This is a genomic window from Sphingobium sp. B11D3B (assembly GCF_025961735.1).
Lineage (GTDB): Bacteria > Pseudomonadota > Alphaproteobacteria > Sphingomonadales > Sphingomonadaceae > Sphingobium.
This window is the reverse complement of sequence record NZ_JAOQOF010000001.1, coordinates 3,091,946-3,110,877: the sequence shown is the minus strand read 5'-3', so window position 1 is coordinate 3,110,877 and position 18,932 is coordinate 3,091,946. Positions and strand designations below refer to the sequence as shown.

9 protein-coding genes are annotated in these 18,932 nt (G+C 66.2%); 3 read left to right on the top strand and 6 right to left on the bottom strand.

Translation table 11 applies throughout. The features are described from left to right. Positions 1 to 22 precede the first annotated feature (22 nt). Positions 23 to 4,678, top strand: a complete 4,656-nt coding sequence (locus M2333_RS14360) for an NAD-glutamate dehydrogenase (protein WP_413716503.1) — start codon at positions 23 to 25, stop codon at positions 4,676 to 4,678. Here the strand turns inward: M2333_RS14360 and M2333_RS14355 are convergent. From M2333_RS14355 to M2333_RS14335, 5 genes are all read right to left on the bottom strand, one after another. Then, positions 4,675 to 5,382 carry a peptidylprolyl isomerase gene (locus M2333_RS14355; protein ID WP_264612224.1) on the bottom strand — a complete coding sequence of 236 codons (708 nt, stop codon included), beginning with the start codon at positions 5,380 to 5,382 and terminating at the stop codon, positions 4,675 to 4,677. The two genes, M2333_RS14360 and M2333_RS14355, sit on opposite strands and share 4 nt — an antisense overlap. Positions 5,383 to 5,514: 132 nt before the next feature. Next, on the bottom strand, positions 5,515 to 7,104 hold the full coding sequence (purH, locus tag M2333_RS14350; RefSeq protein WP_264612223.1) for a bifunctional phosphoribosylaminoimidazolecarboxamide formyltransferase/IMP cyclohydrolase: 1,590 nt from the start codon (positions 7,102 to 7,104) through the stop codon (positions 5,515 to 5,517). Positions 7,105 to 7,115: 11 nt separating this feature from the next. Then, positions 7,116 to 8,873 carry a heparinase II/III family protein gene (locus M2333_RS14345; protein WP_264612222.1) on the bottom strand — a complete coding sequence of 586 codons (1,758 nt, stop codon included), beginning with the start codon at positions 8,871 to 8,873 and terminating at the stop codon, positions 7,116 to 7,118. Next, positions 8,870 to 9,532: a ribulose-phosphate 3-epimerase gene (gene rpe / locus M2333_RS14340; protein ID WP_264583806.1), complete on the bottom strand. Its 663-nt coding sequence runs from the start codon at positions 9,530 to 9,532 to the stop codon at positions 8,870 to 8,872. Before rpe ends, M2333_RS14345 begins: the two co-directional genes overlap by 4 nt. A gap of 79 nt (positions 9,533 to 9,611) precedes the next feature. After that, entirely contained in the window at positions 9,612 to 10,922 is a 1,311-nt protein-coding gene (locus M2333_RS14335) for an RsmB/NOP family class I SAM-dependent RNA methyltransferase (protein ID WP_264612221.1), read from the bottom strand. A gap of 108 nt (positions 10,923 to 11,030) precedes the next feature. Here M2333_RS14335 and M2333_RS14330 point away from each other — a divergent pair, with 108 nt between their 5' ends. Both M2333_RS14330 and M2333_RS14325 read left to right on the top strand, forming a co-directional pair. Then, positions 11,031 to 11,195, top strand: a complete 165-nt coding sequence (locus M2333_RS14330) for a DUF1674 domain-containing protein (protein WP_264573935.1) — start codon at positions 11,031 to 11,033, stop codon at positions 11,193 to 11,195. Positions 11,196 to 11,412: 217 nt separating this feature from the next. Next, entirely contained in the window at positions 11,413 to 11,988 is a 576-nt protein-coding gene (locus M2333_RS14325) for a hypothetical protein (protein WP_264612220.1), read from the top strand. 23 nt (positions 11,989 to 12,011) lie between these two features. On the opposite strand, the gene M2333_RS14320 is transcribed toward M2333_RS14325, so the two are convergent. Further along, the gene (locus tag M2333_RS14320) at positions 12,012 to 18,929 is read right to left on the bottom strand and encodes a beta strand repeat-containing protein (protein ID WP_264612219.1); all 6,918 of its coding nucleotides are present in this window, start codon (positions 18,927 to 18,929) and stop codon (positions 12,012 to 12,014) included. Between the last annotated feature and the right edge of the window lie 3 nt (positions 18,930 to 18,932).

The following is an 18,932-nucleotide window of genomic DNA, read 5'->3' as shown; positions in this document are numbered from 1 at the left end:
GCACAAGTGGAAGAGGATGTCCATGACCATCAAGACCAATCGCGACGACGCGCTGACAGCAGCCATCGCGGAGGCACTGGCCAAGGGCGTGCTCGAAAGCGAGCAGCAATCGCCTCAGCCGGACCAATGGAGCGAGGCGGCGCGCTTCGTGCTGGAAGCTGCCGCAATACGCAAGGATGGCGAGAGCGCCATTCTCATCGACAGCCTGACCGATGAGCGCAGTGCCGGCGCCGCGAGCCGGCGGCAGCGCATCGCCATCATCAACGCCGACATGCCCTTTCTCGTCGACAGCATCGGCAATTGCCTGAGCCAGGCCGATCTGGTGATCCACGTGCTCGCCCACCCGATTCTCCCGGTGCGGCGTAATGAGGACGGCGGGTTGCTGGCCATCGGCGATGAGGACGGCGCCGTCCGCGAATCGCTGATTTATATCGAGACCGACCGCATAGACGCGCGCGGTCGGCGGGAGCTTTGTCGGGCGCTGGAGGAAACCCTGTGCCACGTCCGCGCGGCGGTAAGCGACTGGCGGGCGATGATCGATGCGCTCAATGCCGATGCCAATCGCCTGGGCGCCGGCGAAGGCGGCGACTTTCTGCGCTGGCTGCTCAAGGGCAATCTCACCCAATTGGGGCACGAGCTTTGGACGCCGAATGCCCAGCCAAGCCGGCGCAAGGGCATTTGCCGGGCTGCCGAAAGCCCCGTGCTTTCGGACCAGTCCGCCGCTGCCGCCCTGGCCTGGTTCGAATCTGGCCATGCCGGGCCGCTGATTCTCAAATCCAACATGATGGCCAAGGTCCATCGCCATGTGCTGATCGACCTGTTCCTCGTGCCGGTGCGGGAAGAGGGCAAGATCACCGCCATTTCCATCCATGCGGGCCTGTGGACGAGCGCAGCGCTCGCCACCGCGCCGGAGGATGTGCCCATCCTGCGCGACACGCTTTCGGGATTAATGGCACGGTTCGGCTACAATCCCTCCGGTCATGCCGGCAAATCGCTGGTGCACGCCCTCACCGCCCTGCCGCACGACCTGATGCTGGCGTTTAGCGCGCAGGACCGGGACCGCATCACGCTCACCGCCATGTCGCTGGCCGACCGGCCCCGCCCCAAGCTGGAGCTGGTGAGCGATGTGCTGGGCCGGCACCTCTTCGCCTTCGTCTGGATGATGCGCGACGACCTCTCGACCAGCCGTCGCGAAGGCATCTCCGCGCTGATCGCCTCGGCGGCGCACGCCAGCCTGCTCGGCTGGTCCATCGCGCTGGAAGAGAGCGGTCTGGCGCTGGTGCGCTTCACCTTCGACCTGCGTGATGAAGGACAGGTGCCCGATGCCGAGGCGCTGGACCTGCAGATCGCGCAGTTGCTGCGCGGCTGGACCCCGGCCGTGGAACAGGGCCTGATCGAGCTTGGCGAAAGCTCACGCGCCGCCGTGCTCGCCCAGCGTTATGCGCCCACCTTCCCGATGTCCTACCGGGAAAGCGCGGGGCCGGACGAAGCCGCCCGGGACGTGCTGGCGCTGCACCAACTCACCGGCCCCGATGATCGCAGCGTGCGCTTCTACCGCATCGCGCAGGATGGCGACCACCAGCTGCGCGTGAAGATCTATTCGCTTGAACCGCTTGTGTTGTCAGAAGCCGTGCCGGCGTTCGAGAATTTCGGCTTCCGGGTACTGGAGGAGCGCAGCACCAGCGCGGGCGCGGAGGGTGCGCTCGGCCATATCCAGCGCTTCACCCTCGAGCGGCAGGATGGCGGCCCCGCGGCCGAGGTGCTCGACCGCGCGGCAATTGTCAGCGAGGCGCTCGATGCCGTGCTGGAGGGCCGGGCGGAGAATGATCGCTTTGCCGAACTCATCGTCACGGCGCAGCTTGGCCCGCGCGACATCGTCTTCCTGCGCGCCATCTTTCGCTATCTGCGCCAGACCGGCCTTGCCTACGGCCTTTTGACCGTCGTGGAAACGCTGCGGCGCGAGGCGCATATCGCCCGCCAGATCGTGGACCTGTTCTTCGCGCTGCACGATCCTGCGCGCGGCAAGGATGCTGAAGACGCCGCGACGATCAACTCGGCCATTGATACCGCGCTCGAAGGCGTCAAAGGCCTTGATGAAGACCGCATCCTGCGGCTCTACCGTGCGGTGGTCAACGCCACGCTGCGGACCAATGCCTTCACCCCGGCCGCGCAGGAGGCGCTGGCTTTCAAGCTGGACAGCGCGCTGGTGCCCGGCCTACCCAAGCCGCTGCCCTGGCGCGAGATCTGGGTCTATTCGCCGCGCGTCGAAGGCATCCACCTGCGCACCGGGCGCATCGCCCGCGGCGGGCTGCGCTGGTCCGACCGGCGCGACGACTTCCGCACCGAAATCCTGGGGCTGATGAAAGCCCAGCGGGTCAAGAATGCGGTCATCGTGCCGACCGGCGCCAAAGGCGGCTTCTACCCCAAGATGCTGCCCAACCCGGCGAGCGACCGCGATGCGTGGCTGGCCGAAGGCACCGAGAGCTATCGCGTGTTCATCCGGGCCTTGCTCTCCGTCACTGATAATATCGTGAAGGGCAAGACCGTGCACCCAAAGGGCATGGTCATCCGCGACGGCGCCGACCCCTATTTCGTAGTCGCGGCCGACAAGGGCACGGCGAGTTTCTCGGACGTCGCCAATGCCATCGCCATCGATCATCATTTCTGGCTGGGCGATGCGTTCGCCAGCGGCGGCTCCAACGGCTATGATCACAAGGCGATGGGCATCACCGCGCGCGGGGCGTGGATCAGCGTGCAGCGCCATTTCGCGGAAATGGGCGTCGATGTGCAGAAGGACCCGGTGCGGGTGATCGGCGTGGGCGACATGTCCGGCGACGTGTTCGGCAACGGCATGCTGCTCAGCAAGAGCATCCGCCTGGTCGCGGCGTTCGATCATCGCCATATCTTCATCGATCCCGACCCCGATGCATCCGCCAGCTGGAAGGAGCGCCAGCGCCTGTTCAAGCTCCCCCGCTCAAGCTGGGCGGATTACAAGGAAAGCCTGATCAGCGAAGGCGGCGGCGTGTTCGCCCGCAGCGAAAAGAGCATCCCGCTCAGCCCGCAGATGCAGGCGCTGGTCGGCACCGACCAGACGGCCATGGAGCCGGCGGCGCTGATTTCGGCGCTGCTGCGCACGGAGACCGATCTGCTCTGGTTCGGCGGCATCGGCACCTACATCAAGGCCGCCAACCAGAACAACGCCGAGGTCGGCGACACCGCGAACGACCGTCTGCGCGTGGATGGCGAGGACGTGCGCGCGAAGGTGATCGGCGAAGGCGCCAATCTGGGCGTCACCCAGGCCGGGCGCATCGCCTATGCGCTCAAGGGCGGGCGGATCAACACAGACTTCATCGACAATAGCGCGGGCGTCGATTGCTCGGATAATGAGGTGAACATCAAGATCGCGCTCAACAAGGAGGTCGCCGAAGGGCGGCTTGCGCAGGAGGCGCGCAACGATCTGCTGCGGGCCATGACCGATGAGGTCGCCGCCATCGTTCTGGAAGACAATCGCCTGCAGGCGCTCGGCCTCTCCATCGCGGAGCAGGGCGGGAGCGCGGACCTCGCCTCCTATGTCCACCTGATCCACACGCTGGAGGATGGCGGGCATCTCGACCGCAAGGTGGAAGGTCTTGCCCCGGACGAGGAACTGATGCGCCGCGCCAGCGAAGGGTTGGGGCTGACAAGGCCGGAGCTGGCCGTGCTCTTCTCGACCGCGAAGCTGACGCTGCAGGACGCCATCGAGAAGAGCGACCTTGCCCGCGATCCCGCGCTGGAAAGCGACCTGATCGGTGCATTCCCGCCCCTGATGCAGCAGCGCGAGGGGGATGCGATTGCCGCTCACCAGCTGCGCGACGAGATCATCGCCACCAAGATCGCCAATCGCATCGTCAATCGCCTCGGCGTGATTCTGCCCTTTGCCCTCACCGAGGAAGCCAGTTGCTCGCTCGATGAAATCGCCCATGCCTTCGTGATCGCCGAGCGCCTATTCGACGTGCGGCAGCTCTGGGACGATATCGACAGCGCCGATCTCTCCGAGCAGGCGCGGCTCGCCCTCTACCGCAGCGTCGCCAATGCGATGGCAGGCCATATCGGCGATGCGCACCGCTCCTTGCCGACTGGCATCGCGCCGCACAAAGCCATGGCGATGCTCGATGGCGCCATCGACACGCTCAAGACCAAGGTGGACAGCCTGCTGCAGCCCGAGCCGCTCAAGGCGGCCGAAGCCATGAGAGCCATGCTCACCAGCCTTGGCGTGCCGGATGCGCTGGCCGAACGGACCGTGATGCTGGTGAAGATGGATGGCGCCATCGGCCTTGCCCTGCTCGCGCAGAAGGGGTCGCAGGACGCGCTGAGCGTTGCCGCCGCCTTCACGCGGCTGGGCAGCCTGCTCGGCATCGACTGGCTCCAGGCCCTTGCCGCCCAGATGACGCCGAGCGACCCGTGGGAACGCTTGCTGGTTGCCGGCAGCGCGCGGGAATTGCAGCAGATGCGGCTCGGCTTCCTGGCCCGCGCCGGCGCGAAGACGAGCGAGGAGCATCTCGATCGCTGGCTCGCGGAGAACAAGGTTGCGGTGGAGAAGTTCACGGACTTCATCGCCCGCGCCCGGCAGGCCGCCGCGCCTTCTGCCGCCATGGTCGCGGAATTGACCGGACAGGCCCGGACGCTGCTCAGCCGCTAGCGAACCGCGCCGCGTGGGCTCACCAGCCAGGGCTTCACGACGCCGCTTGGCTTGGCCGTGCCATCGAGCCGCACGGCGCGCTTGATCGTGACGCGGTCCTTGATCATCTGGCCGAACATCACGCCGCGCCCGCAGCAGGTGTCGCGCGCCATGATGCGCTTCACCACATCCATGCCCGCGACCACCTGACCGAAGGCGGCATAGCCCGCATAGCCCGGCCTTGCATCGAGCGTGGGATTGGCGCCGACCTGAATGGAGAAGTTGCCGGTGCCCGAATTCGGCTCCTTGTGGCGCGCCATGGAAATGGTGCCATCCAGATGTTTGAGGCCGGTCTGGTCGGTCGGCTCCAGCTCCACGGTGGGGAAGTAGACCCGCCGCGCCTCGGTATCGATGCCGCCCTGGACGAAGCCCGACTTGGGATCGTTCTTGCGGCGGAAGGCGCGGTAGAAGCTCGTCCCGTCCAGCCGGCCATCATCCACATAGATCATGAAATTGGCGACCGTCTTGGGCGCGCGCCGGGCGTTCAAAGCGAGCACGATGTTGCCCATGTCCGTCTCCAGACGCACACGCACGAAGCCCGGCGTCGGCTTGGTCGCGCTTTGCGCAAGCACCGGCCCGGGCAGCGCAACCAGCAGCAGGGAGAAGAGAGCGAGGAAGATGAGGTTCAGGCGCAGGACGGGGACAGGCTGAAGAAACAAGAGCATCGATCCGGGCAGTGGCAGGGCGGGCGAAGCCGCACCATGTCACATCGCGGCGCCCGGCATCAACCCGCCGGCGCGCAGAACCGGGCGGGCCGAGGCCCGCTCCGGCTGCATGCCTACTTCTGCCGGCACAGCTTAGTGGCGGAAGTGCCGCATCCCGGTGAAGACCATCGCCAGACCCGCCTCGTCCGCCGCCGCGATCACCGCGTCGTCGCCCAGCGACCCGCCCGGCTGGATCACCGCGCGTGCGCCAGCCTCCGCCGCTGCGAGCAGGCCATCGGGGAAGGGGAAGAAGGCATCGGACGCCACGGCGCTACCGACGGTGCGCGGCTCGCTCCAGCCCGCAGCCTCGGCCGCCTCGCGCGCGCGGATGGCCGCGATGCGGGAGGAATCGCGCCGGTTCATCTGCCCGGCACCGATGCCCGCCGTCACACCATCCTTGGCATAGACGATGGCATTGGAGCGGACATGCTTGGCGACGGTCCAGGCGAACAGGCAGTCGGTCAGTTCCTGATCGGTCGGCGCCCGCTTGGTCACCACCTTGAGGTCATCGCGGCTGATGCGGCCATTGTCGCGCGTCTGCACCAACATGCCGCCCGCAATGGACTTCATCGTCATGCCCGCGCGCGCCGGATCGGGCAGCGGGCCGGTGAGGATGAGCCGCAAATTCTTCTTCTTCGCGAACACGGCCCGCGCCGCATCATCGGCATCCGGCGCGCAGACGACTTCAGTGAAAATCTCGGTGATCGCTTCTGCCGTCGGCCCGTCGAGCGGCCGGTTGACTGCAATGATGCCGCCAAAGGCCGACACGGTGTCGCACTGGAATGCCGCGCGATAGGCGTCGATCAGCGTCTCGCCGGTGGCGACGCCGCAGGGATTAGCGTGCTTGATGATGACTACGGTCGGCGGCCCGTCGCGGAACTCGCTTACCAGCTCCATCGCCGCATCGGCATCGGCCAGATTATTGTAGCTCAGCTCCTTGCCCTGCACCTGCCGGTGATCGGCAAGGCCGCCCTGGGGCGAAAAGGCCGGGAGATACAGCGCGGCCTGCTGGTGCGGGTTTTCACCATAACGCAGCGACTGGCCGAGCCGCAGCGGCACTGCCATGCGCGGCGCGAATGGCTCGCCCTGATCCACCGTGGCGAACCAGCTTGCGATCATGGCGTCATATTCCGCCGTCGCGGCATAGGCCTTGGCCGCGCAGAGGCGCCGGAAATCATAGCTGGTCGCGCCGCCCTTCTCGTCCATCTCCTCGATCAGACGGGCATAATCGGCCGGATCGGTCAGAATGGTCACGCTGGCGTGGTTCTTGGCCGCAGAACGGATCATCGAGGGGCCACCGATATCGATATTCTCGATCACCTCCTCGCGGTCAGCGCCCTTGGCGACGGTGGCGGCGAAGGGATAGAGATTGACCACGACGAGATCGATCGCGCCGATCTCATGCGCCTCCATGGCCGCGACATGCTCGGCATTGTCGCGCACCGCGAGCAGGCCGCCATGCACCTTGGGATGCAGAGTCTTGACGCGCCCGTCCATCATCTCGGGAAAACCGGTGAGGTCCGAAATATCCTGCACCTCGAGCCCCGCCTCGCGCAGCGCCTTGGCCGTGCCGCCGGTGGAAACCAGCTCCACGCCATGGCGCGCCAAGGCGGCGCCCAGCTCGAATAGCCCGGTCTTGTCGGACACCGAAAGGAGTGCCCGCCGGATCGTCACATCCTGCATCTGTCTTGTCCTTATCCCGATTTCTTGAGCAGCCAGCCGATGCTTGTTCCGCCCGGCCCCGTGTTGGCGCTCACCACGAGTTGCTGCGTGGGGTGGGGCCTGCCTTCGCCGTCCACCCAGAGGCTTTCTTCCACCGCCAGTTCGCCCGCGCCGACGCGGAACTGCCACAAGGCTCCGCTGGGCAGACGCAGCAATGCGCCCTGCCGATCGGCGGTCAACGTCGGCTCGATATCCGGGCCGAGATGGAAGCGGATGGCGAGCGGGCAGCTGACCGGCTTGCGGCGGCGGCTGCCAGGCAGCAGCACGTCCTCGCCGCGCAGCTCCCGCCCTTCATGCGTGAGAACCAGCGTGCGCCGATGCAAATGGCCAAGGCGCCGCGCATAGCCATCATGCGCAATTTCGAGCCGGCTGCCCTGCTCATGCTCCTGCCGATCCAGCTCCACTTCGCTCACGCCCTTGCCGAGCGCGCCATCGGGGAGGATCGCGGTGGAATTGGTGTCGTCCAGCACCAGCGTCGAATGCGCCGCCGTTGTGCGCAAGCCCTGGGTCAGATCGGCCGGGAGAGAGGCACCGGCCAGTGCCGCGCCGCCGCAATTGACGATGAGCCGCACCGGCCCATCCGAGACTTCCAGCGCCGTTGTCGAAGCGCAGCCATTGGAGGCCAGCCGGGCCACCGGTGGCGGGGCCGCATCGACCTGAACGACGGTCGTGCCGCCGCTCAGCCGCTGATAGCCCCAGTCGCGTGCCTGCCGCAGCGGCCGGGCGCGAATGCCGGAGGCCGCGACGATAGCGGTAATCCGTGCGGGATCGAGCGGCGCCCCGCCCTGCCAGCTTCCGGGCGCGCCATCGCCATGCAATATGCCGAGCAGGGCCGAGACGATGCGCTCCATCGTTTCAGCCAGCCAGGCCGGCAGGTCGGCACGGCGGACGTCATAGACCGCGCGCAGCATCGCCAGCAGCGTGATCGCCTCGACCTGCTCCAGCGGCGAGCGGGAAATGATGCCGCCATCGCTCGAAAAGCCCGTCTCCAGCGCGCGCCGCAGCCCGGCCTCGCCAAATATCCGTCGCGGATCGCCACCGGGCAGCAACAGGCCGGCCGCGACGATGCCGGTCCACGCGATCACGCGCGGCAGGCCGAGCGGCGCCTTGTCCGCGCCCCGATCGAGATGACGCGCCATGCGCGCGATGCTGTTGAGCACCAGGCTGCGGTAGACGAGGTCGTTGCTCGAGAGGATCAGCGGCGAATAGGCCGTCCAGTACAGGATGCGCCAGCCGGCATTATCGGCGCGCCAGGCAGGGTCGGTCGGCTTTTCGGCATGGGCGGTCAGCCAGGCCCGCATCTGTGCCTCGGCGACGGGCACCGCATTGTCCCGCGTGGTGGCGGCCGCCAGATCGCGCATCCAGCGGAAGCTGTGGAGATAATCCACGAACTCGGCCGGCTGCTCGACGCGACGCCAGTCCAGCGTGGCCACGGGCTGCTTAAGGCCGCGAAACAGGAAATAGCCCGCCCGCAGCGCCTTGCCCGCCCGCGCGTCGCCCGGAATGCCGTCATCCGGCACGGCGAGCAGCTTGAGCGGATATTTGCCCTTGAGCCGCATATTGTGGAATGGCGTCGCCCAGCTCAGGCGGTAGAAATGATTGGCGAGCCGCTCGGTCAGGGACACGCCGCGATCGTCCGAGACGCGAATCAGCCGCTTGCCCCGCTCAATACCGTCTTCCACCGGCGGTTCCGGGGGCGGCGTAGGCGTGGGGAGCGGCCGGGCGCTCATCCGCCCCTCAGCATCCGGATGTTGTCGGCATAGGATGCCGGGCCACCCCGGAAGGTCGCGGTGCCCGCCACCAGCACATCGGCCCCCGCCGCAATGACGCGCGGGGCGGTGACGGCGTCCACGCCGCCATCCACTTCCAGAGCGATCTCCTTGCCGGTCTTGTCGATGGCCTTGCGCACAGCCTCGATCTTGCGAAGCTGGCTGTCGATGAAGCTCTGCCCGCCAAAGCCGGGGTTAACGCTCATGATCAGGACCAGATCGAGATCCTCGAGCAGATAGTCCAGCATCTTGGCCGGCGTGCCGGGATTGAGCGAAACGCCCGCCTTCTTGCCCAGCGCCTTGATGCGCTGCACAGTGCGGTGAATGTGCGGCCCGGCCTCGGGATGTACCGTCAGGATATCCGCGCCAGCCTCTGCAAACGCATCGAGAAAGCTGTCCACCGGCGAGATCATCAGATGCACGTCGAGCGGCTTTTGAGTGTGCGGCCGCAGCGCCTTCACGACCATGGGGCCGATGGTGATGTTGGGCACGAAATGTCCGTCCATCACGTCGACATGGATCCAGTCGGCACCCGCCTCGTCGACCGCGCGGACCTCCTCGCCCAGGCGCGCGAAGTCAGCAGAGAGGATCGACGGGGAAATACGCACGGATGGCATCATGAATTTCGCTTAACCCTGCGATTTGGACAGTGCAACTGCCACAGGCCGAAAGTTGTGGATGGATTGCGCCGCGCGTGCCCTAAACCGAGTCAGAGCGGGACAGGCTGGCGATGAAGAATCCATCGAGCCCGCCCGCCGGCATCAACGCACCGGGGAGAAGGCGCAGCACATGCCCGTCCGCCACGAGCCCCTCGGGCAGCAAGGCCGTGTCGATCGGCCGTGGCAGCATCTCGGGATGGTTCGCGCGCTGGGTGTCCATCTGCGCCTCGCCTTCCTCGGGCTCCAGCGAACAGGTGGCGTAGACCAGCACGCCACCGGGCTTCAGCCAGCCGCACACACGCGCAACAAGCGCCGCCTGGATTTCGGCCATCTCGGCAATCTGTCGCGGGCCAACGCGGTGCAGCACGTCCGGGTGGCGCCGGAAAATGCCGGTCGCGCTACAGGGCGCATCGAGCAGGATCGCGTCCACCCGCGCGTCCGGCGCCCAATTGGTGAGGTCGGCGCGCAGCACTTCTGCCTCGAGCCCGGTACGCGCGAGATTGGCCTGCATCCGCTCCAGCCGGCGCTGGGACTGGTCGACAGCGGTGACAGTCCAACCCGCAGCCGCAAGCTGCATAGTCTTGCCGCCCGGCGCCGCGCACAGATCGAGCACGGAACGACCTTCCCCCGCCCCGAGCAGCCGGGCCGGCAGCGAGGCGGCGAGATCCTGCACCCACCATTGCCCCTCAGCATAGCCGGGCAGGGCTGTTACCTCGCTATCCGCCGGCAAACGGACGTGACCGGGCATGAGCGATACGCCGCCAAGCCGCTTCGTCCATTCTTCCGTCGCCGCGGCATCGCGCAATGTGAGATCGAGCGGGGGGCGGTGCGCGATGAGCTGCCGCGCGGCGGCGACCACGCCTGCGCCCCACGCCGCGCTCCAGCGCGCCTCGACCTCATCCGGCAGGCGTGGCGCCTCGGGGAGGGCCAGCTGGCGCCGGAACAAGGTGCCCAGAACGCCATGAACGAGCTTGCGCGGCCCGCCATCGACCAGGGGCAGGGACGTCGCAATCACGGCATGAGGTGGTGTTTCGAGGATCAGCGCCTGCGCCAGCGCCAGCCGCAGCACCATGCGCGCCTTCGCGTCCACGGGCAGCGGACGGGCGGTTGCGCTGTCGATCAGCGCATCCAGTTCCGTCATGTAACGCAGCACCCCGGCCGCGATGCCATGCGCCAAGGCGCGGTCTGGCGGATGGCTGATGTTGCGGGCCGCAGCCCCCAGCGCCTGTTCGAGCGGCTGCCCCCGCCGGATCACGGCATCGAGCAGGCTAAGCGCCGCTCGCCGCGCAGGCAGACCGGCAGGTTGGGCATTTTGAGGGACGTGCTGCGATTTGGCGGTTGGGCGGGACATGGCTTGGCCCTATAACAGCTAAAGTCGATACGTGGCCGGGAAATGCCGCTTATGGCATCATCAGGTCACGAACCGCGTGCCATTGGCACGAAAACGGAGCACTAAAGCGTGGGAAAACGCCCCGATCATCTCAAGCCGCCGAGCTACCTTTCGAAAAGCCCGCCGGTGCCCCAGCCCGAGGAAGCCCCGGCGCAGCCGCGCCCTTCTGACGAGGAGCTGGACCCGACCCGCTTCGGCGACTGGGAGCGCAAGGGCATCGCCGTTGATTTTTGAGCGCCGCCCCCTGCACGCAATGTTGCATTTTTTTGGCGTTCGCCTTGGTACAACGCAATTTTCGGATGCACTATCGGCGGCTATCAGTCATATAGTACACTTAACACTCCACAAAGAGAGTGGGACGAAGAGTCGGTTCGCTGGTCTTGGGGCGAGATGCCATTGTGTCTGCTGTGATGATCCCACCATCATGCCGATGCGCGCTGTTGCCTGACGGATGAGCAACGTGTCCGATTCCCACCGAACTTCTGCTTCGCCCGGCAACAATGCCGGTGTCGAGCAAGGAACGCCGGTCGGTTCTCCCACGCCGACCGGCGAACCGCTTAATGAAGACCAGCCCGATCTTTTCCCCGGCGCACGACCTGCGACTGTGCCTGCCGATGGCGATGCCGCGCTGCTGCAGGCGGTCGGCCGCCTGATTCTCGCCTGGGGCCAGCTTGAGCGGACGACCGCCGACAAGGTTTTCACCATGCGCGAATCCTTCGGCGATGTCCGCTCCGTCGGCGGACGAACCCGCCCCACACTGCAAAAGCTGCTCGCCGAACTGCGCGCGCTGGTCGCCATGCGCGACCGCCACGATCAGGATGCGCTGGCGGTGATCGCCACCATCGATGGCAGCCTCCAGCGCACCGCCCAGTTCCGCCAGCTGATCATCGACGGCGCCCAGGGCGCATCCGGCAAAATCCTGAATTGCCGGGATATCAAGAACTGCCCGCTCGAAATCGGCCTGCGGGAAGTCGAGCGGGAAGCCGCCTCGCTCGACCGGATTTGTGCGCAGATCGCGGAAATCTAGGCGAGCGGGGGCGAGGCTGATCCTTAGCGCGCGCTGGCCAGCTCCAGCTCCCGCTCCACCTCCTGCCGGCCCTCGTCGATCTGGATGATGATCGCCCTGTAGCCCTGCCGCAGCAGCTCGCCCAGCCGCTGGACCGTGTTGACGACGATCGGAGGCCGCGCCGGACCAACCGCAGCGCTGGCGGGCGCGATTACGCCCAGCGTGAGATTGACGGGCAGGATGATCTCGCCCGTGCCGGTCACCTGACCGCCGACGGGCGTGATGAACGTGTCCGTGATGATCTGGTTCGGGTTGATCTTGCCGCCAGCCACCACAGGCTGATCGTTGACCACGAACGACCCGTCGCCATTGCTGCTGATCTCCTTGAACACACCCTCGATGGTGCCGCCGGGCGCATCGACGACGAGCGCGCCGCCGTTGACCTGCACGTTGAGCGGCGTGTTCGACTGCAGCGAGATCGTGCCGCCCGAGCTGATGGTGCTGGTCACCGCGCCCGGTGCCGCCACCGACACGGCGCCACCGGCGTTGATCGCGCTGGAAATGCTGCCCGTGCCCGAGGTGACCGAGGCGCTGCCCGCCGTGACGATCTGCGAGCTGATCGACCCGGCACTGGCCAGCACGGTGACCGGCCCGGTCGCCTTGATCGATCCGCTCACATTGCCGGACCCCGCCAAGACGCTCACGCCGCCGCCCGCATTGACCGTGCTCGATATGCCCGACTGCGAGGCGATGGACGCAGAGCCACCGGAGGTGACGGACGAGCTGACCGGCCCCGTCGCACTCAGCGCCACCGGCCCGGCCGCCTGGATGGACCCACCTACGCTGCCGCTCGAGGTGAGCGAGACGCTGCTTTGCGAACTGACGTCGCGCGAGACATTGCTGGTGTAGGCAAGCTGCACCGGGCCGCCCGCTATGATCGAGCCCGTGCCCGAACCGCCCGCGCTGACCGCCACGGAGCCACCCGCCACGATGGGGCCGCTCTCGCTGCCAGTCACCGAAGCGCTCACATTGCCGAGCGTATCCAGCGTGTTCGCGCTGAACAGCTGGTTGCCACTTAATTGCGAGGTGAAGTCGCCCGCCAGCTTGACGGTTGCGGCGGAGAAGTTCCCGCCCGTGACGGACAGGCTGCCCAGCCGCACGCTTTCGCTGCCCAGATTGCCGAGGCTGACGTTACCATCCCCTGTGGCACCCGCAAGACCGGTGCCGGTGAGGAACGCCACGCTTTGCGCCGCATTGGCGGTGCCGATCAGATTGGGGCTGATCGCGATCGACCCGCCGGGACGCGCATCGAACTGGGTAAGCGCCTGTGTCAGGCGCAGCGTTGATCCGTTCGCCGTTCCGCTGAACGCCAGCCCGCTCGCCGTGTAGCTGCTGCCGTTCAGCACGACCTGATTACCAGTCACGCGCGTTGCGCCAAGCCGGGTGATCTGGCCGATATTGCCCAGAGCGGCCGTGCTCGCATTGAGCGTGAACGTCTGGCCACCGCCTGCACTTCCGTTGATGCCGAGGAAACTGGCCACCGTCAGCGCATCGACCGTGGTGGCGCCGGCCAGCGTGGTGGCGCCGTTCACGGAGAAGCTGGTTGCGCTGTAGGTGCCGGCCAGCGTCGTCGCGCCGGTGTAGCTCTGCGCTCCCGTCGTGACAGCGCCCGAGGTCATGATCTGACCGCCGGTCGCCGTGATGCTGCTGACGTTCACCGACCCCAGCTCGATCGGGCCTTGCCCGGCGTCCACGGCCAGCGTCTGGGGTCCGCTGACGACACCCAGACGGACAGCCCCACCGTTCGTCACCAGCGTGGTTGCGCCACCAAGCGTGGTCGCGCCGTCCACGCGGAAGGCGCTGCCGCCTGTGCTGAACGTGCCGGAGAGGCTGGTCGCGCCGGTGTAGGTCTGGGTGGAGGTCGTCGCGATGTTGGAGGCCGAGAGCATCGTGCCCGTGGCGTCCAGACGACCGATTGCCGCGCTTCCGATGGCGACAGTGTTGCCGCTCAGGCTCAGCCCATGGTTTCCGTCGACCGAGGCAAGGCTGATCGTGCCCGCCGGCGCTCCAATCACCATATCCCCGGAGAGGGTGAGGAGACCGGCGGTGAAGCCGCCCTGCCCCACCGTCACCGAGCCCCTGATGCTGCTGCCGGCCGCGCCGCCGCCAAGTGTCATCCCGTCCAAAGTCGCGCCCTCGAAGATGAGCGCGCGCAAGCCGGACAGGCTGGCCGCTTCGCTATAGCGGCCGGCGCCGACGAAGATCGCGTCGCCCGTGCTGGAGCCGTCGAGCGCCGACTGGAGCGACAGCATCGCCGTCCCGCCGCCATCGAGCTGCCCCTCGCCGACATAATAGGTGCCGCTGCTCGCCGTGCCCGACCAGCCCTGAACTAGGCTCGCATTCGCCGCTGCAAGGTTGACGGCATAGTCGAAGGCGTCCTGCCGGCTTTTCTGGAAGAAGGTGAACTGCGCGCCGTCCTGCCGGTGCTCCGCATTCCGGACGATATAATCGTAGCCTAGGATGTTGATCGCACCGGGCGCCGTCATCGTGGAAGAATTCTGCAGGTAGAGGCCGTTCGATTCACTGAAGCTGTTGCTCGCCTCGATCGTGATATTGGTGAGTTGCTGGGTGCTGCCACCACCGTCGATGTTGTTGGCCTGATAGAGCGCCAGCCCACCCCAGGCATTGCCGGCCGTCTGGCTGTTGCGCACAACGACATTGGCGCTGTCGGTGATCGAAATGCCGTTGCCGGCCACGACGCCGCTGACCGAAACCCCATCGATGGTCGCGCCGACGACGGCGTTCAGATCGAGACCGGTTTTGTGCGATCCGCTGATCGCCACATCAGTAATAGCAAAGCCAGTGTTGCGAGAGTCGGCATCGCCGCGCTTTTCAACCTTGATGCCATAGGTAGAGCTGGTGTTCGCTTGCGAGCCGAGCAACGCAAAGCCGCTCAAGGCGACATCGTCGGCATTCACCCTTATGCCGTAATGGCCGTGCCCGCTGGCATCGATCACGGTCAGCCCGGAGCCTTGGCCAACCACGTCGATATCCTTTGTGATAAACAGCGTGTCGGTGAGACTATGGGTGCCCGCCGACAGGTTCAGCCTGTTGCCATCTTGGCCCAGCGTCAGGGCGCGCCGCACAGCATCCGGGCCGGATGCCGTGGTGACGAAGAGCTGGCCGGCCACCACATGGGCGAGACCCGCGCCGGCCACGTCGACGCCATGGGTAATCCGATCTTCGACAGCGAAGAGCTGGTCCAGCGTCAGTGCGCTCGCCAGCACCCCGTTGAAGCTGACTCCGGTCAGATCGAGATCATTGGCGCTGCGCCACACAATATGCTGCACGGTGGCGTCACCCGCGACGAAATTGTTGCCGCTGCCGAAGCTGAGTGTCCCCGCGCCGGCAACATTGGTCGGCAGGTAGAAATCATAGCGATTGTTGATGAAGCTGTTGCCGGTGATGGTCGTCGCCGTCGGCAAGCCAAAGCCGGGCTCGACAGCCAGAACCTGATTGTTGTTGGTGAAGATGTTGTCGGTAAGGTTCAGCGCCTCCACGCCGCGCATCATCAGCACGGCGCCGTAGGGGGCTTCGCCGCTGGGCGTCCAACTGCTCACCCCGACATCGCTGACGCTGTTACCGACGAAATCGACGGTTCCGGCGCGGAACGCCTTGAAGATCGCGCCGAACGAGAGGTCCGAATCGCCGCCATCGCGCACGATATTCTGAGCGATCGTCACATCCGGATAATCGAAGTCGCCGCTCTGCTGCCGGAAGGCGATGTGCCCTGCCGTGTGGTCGAGCAGATTGCCGCTGAACACGACACGACCAATCTGCGCGCCGTCATTGGCGCCACCCGCACCGCTGCGCGTATCGAACGCTGCCCAGCCACGGATATTGAGGAATTCCGAGCCGGTGATCGCGATATCGCCACCAATCTGCCCGCCGATGAAGCCGTGGCGGCCCGCGGCATTTTCGCCGTCGATCCGCACGCCGCTCAGGGTTAGCCCGGTGATCGTCCCGCTGTTGCTGATTACGGCGGAGCCGGCCGAGCCCCGCACCGCGAAGTTCCGCAGGGTCAGTCCGCTCGGGCTGCCGCTGATCGTCATGCCGCCGGTGATGATCGTCTCATCCATGCCTGCGCCGCTCAGGGTCAGCGCCTTGGTGATGGCTGCGGTCTCTTCATAGGTGCCGGCGGCGACATTCACCGTCGCACCGGACCGCGCGTCGCTGATCGCCGTGTTAATCGACAACCCTTGGGCCACCGTAAAGATATTGGTGAAAGCCCCGGCGTTGAAACCCTCGATCGAACTGGCCGCTGCGTTGCCCACGTCGCGGGCGAAGCTCAGCGCATCCGCCAGATCGGTGCGATAGAAGATGAACTGCCGGTCGAGATCATCGCTGCGATGATCGCTGTTGCGCACCACATAATCGAAGCCGGTGAGGTTGAGCTGGCCGAACTGCTGCGTGGTCGATTCAAGCTGGCTGAACAGACCCAGCTGTTCTTCGAAGCTGTTGAGAGCAGCATCGATGGTGATGTTCGTCGTCTGCCCATTATAGCCGCTGCTCTTGTTGCTCTGATACAGCGCAACGCCGCCCCAATCATTGCCGAGCGTATGCACGCCCTCCAGCACCACATTGGCACTATCGGTGATCTGCACACCGGCCCCTTCCGTGAGAATTGCGTCGTCGGCGACGCTGCGGCCATCGGCGGTGAAGTTGGTGATGCGGGCGCCGACCACGCCATTGAGGTCCAGTTCGGCTCGCCGCGAGCCGCGCACCGTCACATTGCTGATCGCAAAGTCATGGACCCGCTCGCTCGTTCCGCCCGGCGTGCTGACATGCCCTGCCGGATTGGGCTGGACCTTGATGCCGTAATTACCGCCGGCGAGCGTGCTGCCATATAGCGTGAAATTCGACAGAGACACATTATCGGCAAGGACCGAGATCGTCCCCAGCCCGTTGCCGCTGACCGCGCGCCCATCGAGGATCACGCCGCTTTCCGACTGGCCAGTCAGGGTCAGCGCCTTGCGGATGACGAGTTGCGAACTGCCAAGATCGTAGGTGCCGTCCCGCACCTCCACCATGCCGCCGGACACGACGGCGTTCACGCCAGCCTGTACCGACGACAGAGGCGTCGCCGCCGATCCCTGAGCGCCTCCCGAACCGTTTGTTGCGACCGTGACATGCGTTCGGTTCGAGGCGGTATAGGCCTGGTTGAACACGGACATACCGCCATTGGCGCCGCTCAGCGCCAGCAGTCGCGCCTGCTCCTCCAGAGAGATATTGGCGCCGAGCAGGCCGTTTCCGGACGTGGTCGTGGTGCCGTTCCACACCCCGTTCAGATGCAGGTTCATGCCCCACTCGTTGCCGAAAGCACCCGCGCTGTTGCCGCTGATCACGAACCCGGGGGCGGACCCATCGACATATTGGAGGGAAATGCCGCTCTTTGTATTGTCGATCAGATTGCCGGTGATCCTCAGATCGGCGACATTGCGTCCATCGACGAGAATGCCGTTGCGCACGCCGATGATGCTGTTGCCGGCGATCGTTGCGTTATCCGCGCCATTGAGCAGCGCAATGCCACGCGTAACTGCGTTCCCCCAATCAAAACCCGATGCGGTCGCGCCTTCGGGCAGCGTCCCGATGAACCGCATGCCGGTAATCGTCACGTCATCGGCATCGACGGTCAGGCCGTTGATCTGCCCGCCCGTCAGCGGAAGCCGGATGGTCGCGAGACCGCCACCATTGATGGTCACATTGTCGCGCGAAATGGTCGCGCCGGCGGCGTAGATGCCCTCACCCAGGTTCAGCAGCGTGCCATCGGCGACGGTGCCGATCACGCCGAGCGCATCCCCGATCACATCGCCATTGCCGCTCACATCGGCACCGCCGATGTTGAGGGACATTTCCAGCGCCCCGTTGCCTACATTGATCTGCCCGGCACCGCCGACGCGGGCGCCCTCCACGAGCAAATCGCCAGACACAGACAGGGCCGAGGTGACGTCGATCACACCGGCCGCTCTGGCGCCGACCAGACCGTCCGCACCGGCATCGATGGTTCCGCTCATCGCAAGATCGCCACTTTGGGCGAACAGCACGACCGTTCCGTCGGGTTCGGAGGTCATGCCGGACGCCGTGAGCGTGCCGCTATTGACCACCTGATCGATCAGGGCTCCGGCTGTCCGGGCGGTGAGCAGGATCTGGCCGCCCCGCGCGGCAATCGTGCCGCTGTTCTCGACCAGCGCATTGTCTGCGCCAACGCCGATCTCCAGAAAGCCCGTGCCGTCCAGATCCAGTGTGGCGCTGCTGCCCGAGGCGAGCACGACGCGGCCAAGCCGGGCCGAGATCACGCCCTGATTGCGCACGGTCGGCGCGAAGAACGCGGCAAGGCCCTGATCGGCAATGCTGATATTGGCGCCAGCGCTGACCACGATCTCGGCCGTCGATCCCTGCATACCGGTGAAGGCGAGCGGGCCGCCGTTCATGAAATCGGCATCCACCACATTGGCGCTGCTGGCGATCAGGCCGCCGACATTCACGTCGGCCGTGCCGGCAAACATCACGCCATTGCTGTTGATGACCGCCACGATGCCGTTGGCATTGAGAGACCCGGCGATCTGCGACGGCGCATCGCCTCCAACGACACGGTTGAGCGCGACGGCGCTGGCGCCCGGCTGCGAAAAGGTGACCTGCGCATTCGAGCCGATGTCGAAGCTGTTCCACTCGATCAGCGCGCGGTCGCTGGTCTGCGTGATGGCGAGGCTGGAGGAAACGGGCGCACCGATGGTGGCGCTGCCGCCGACCACCACGCCGCCGGTCGGCAGGGCATTGGCGTCCTGCGCGAGAGCGGGGCGTGCGCTGGCCAGCGCGAGAATGGCTGCCGAGAGCAGCAGCGCGGTCCGGCGGCCGCGAAGGGGTGAGAGGGCGGGCTGTGCTGCGAGAGTGGACGTGCTCATATC

Coding starts and splice junctions, on each gene's coding strand:
- M2333_RS14345 (WP_264612222.1), bottom strand. CDS start 8,873: ATGAGCGCCCGGCCGCTCCCCACGCCTACGCCGCCCCCGGAACCGCCG.
- M2333_RS14325 (WP_264612220.1), top strand. CDS start 11,413: ATGAGCAACGTGTCCGATTCCCACCGAACTTCTGCTTCGCCCGGCAAC.
- rpe (WP_264583806.1), bottom strand. CDS start 9,532: ATGATGCCATCCGTGCGTATTTCCCCGTCGATCCTCTCTGCTGACTTC.
- M2333_RS14335 (WP_264612221.1), bottom strand. CDS start 10,922: ATGTCCCGCCCAACCGCCAAATCGCAGCACGTCCCTCAAAATGCCCAA.
- M2333_RS14360 (WP_413716503.1), top strand. CDS start 23: ATGACCATCAAGACCAATCGCGACGACGCGCTGACAGCAGCCATCGCG.
- M2333_RS14320 (WP_264612219.1), bottom strand. CDS start 18,929: ATGAGCACGTCCACTCTCGCAGCACAGCCCGCCCTCTCACCCCTTCGC.
- M2333_RS14355 (WP_264612224.1), bottom strand. CDS start 5,382: ATGCTCTTGTTTCTTCAGCCTGTCCCCGTCCTGCGCCTGAACCTCATC.
- purH (WP_264612223.1), bottom strand. CDS start 7,104: ATGCAGGATGTGACGATCCGGCGGGCACTCCTTTCGGTGTCCGACAAG.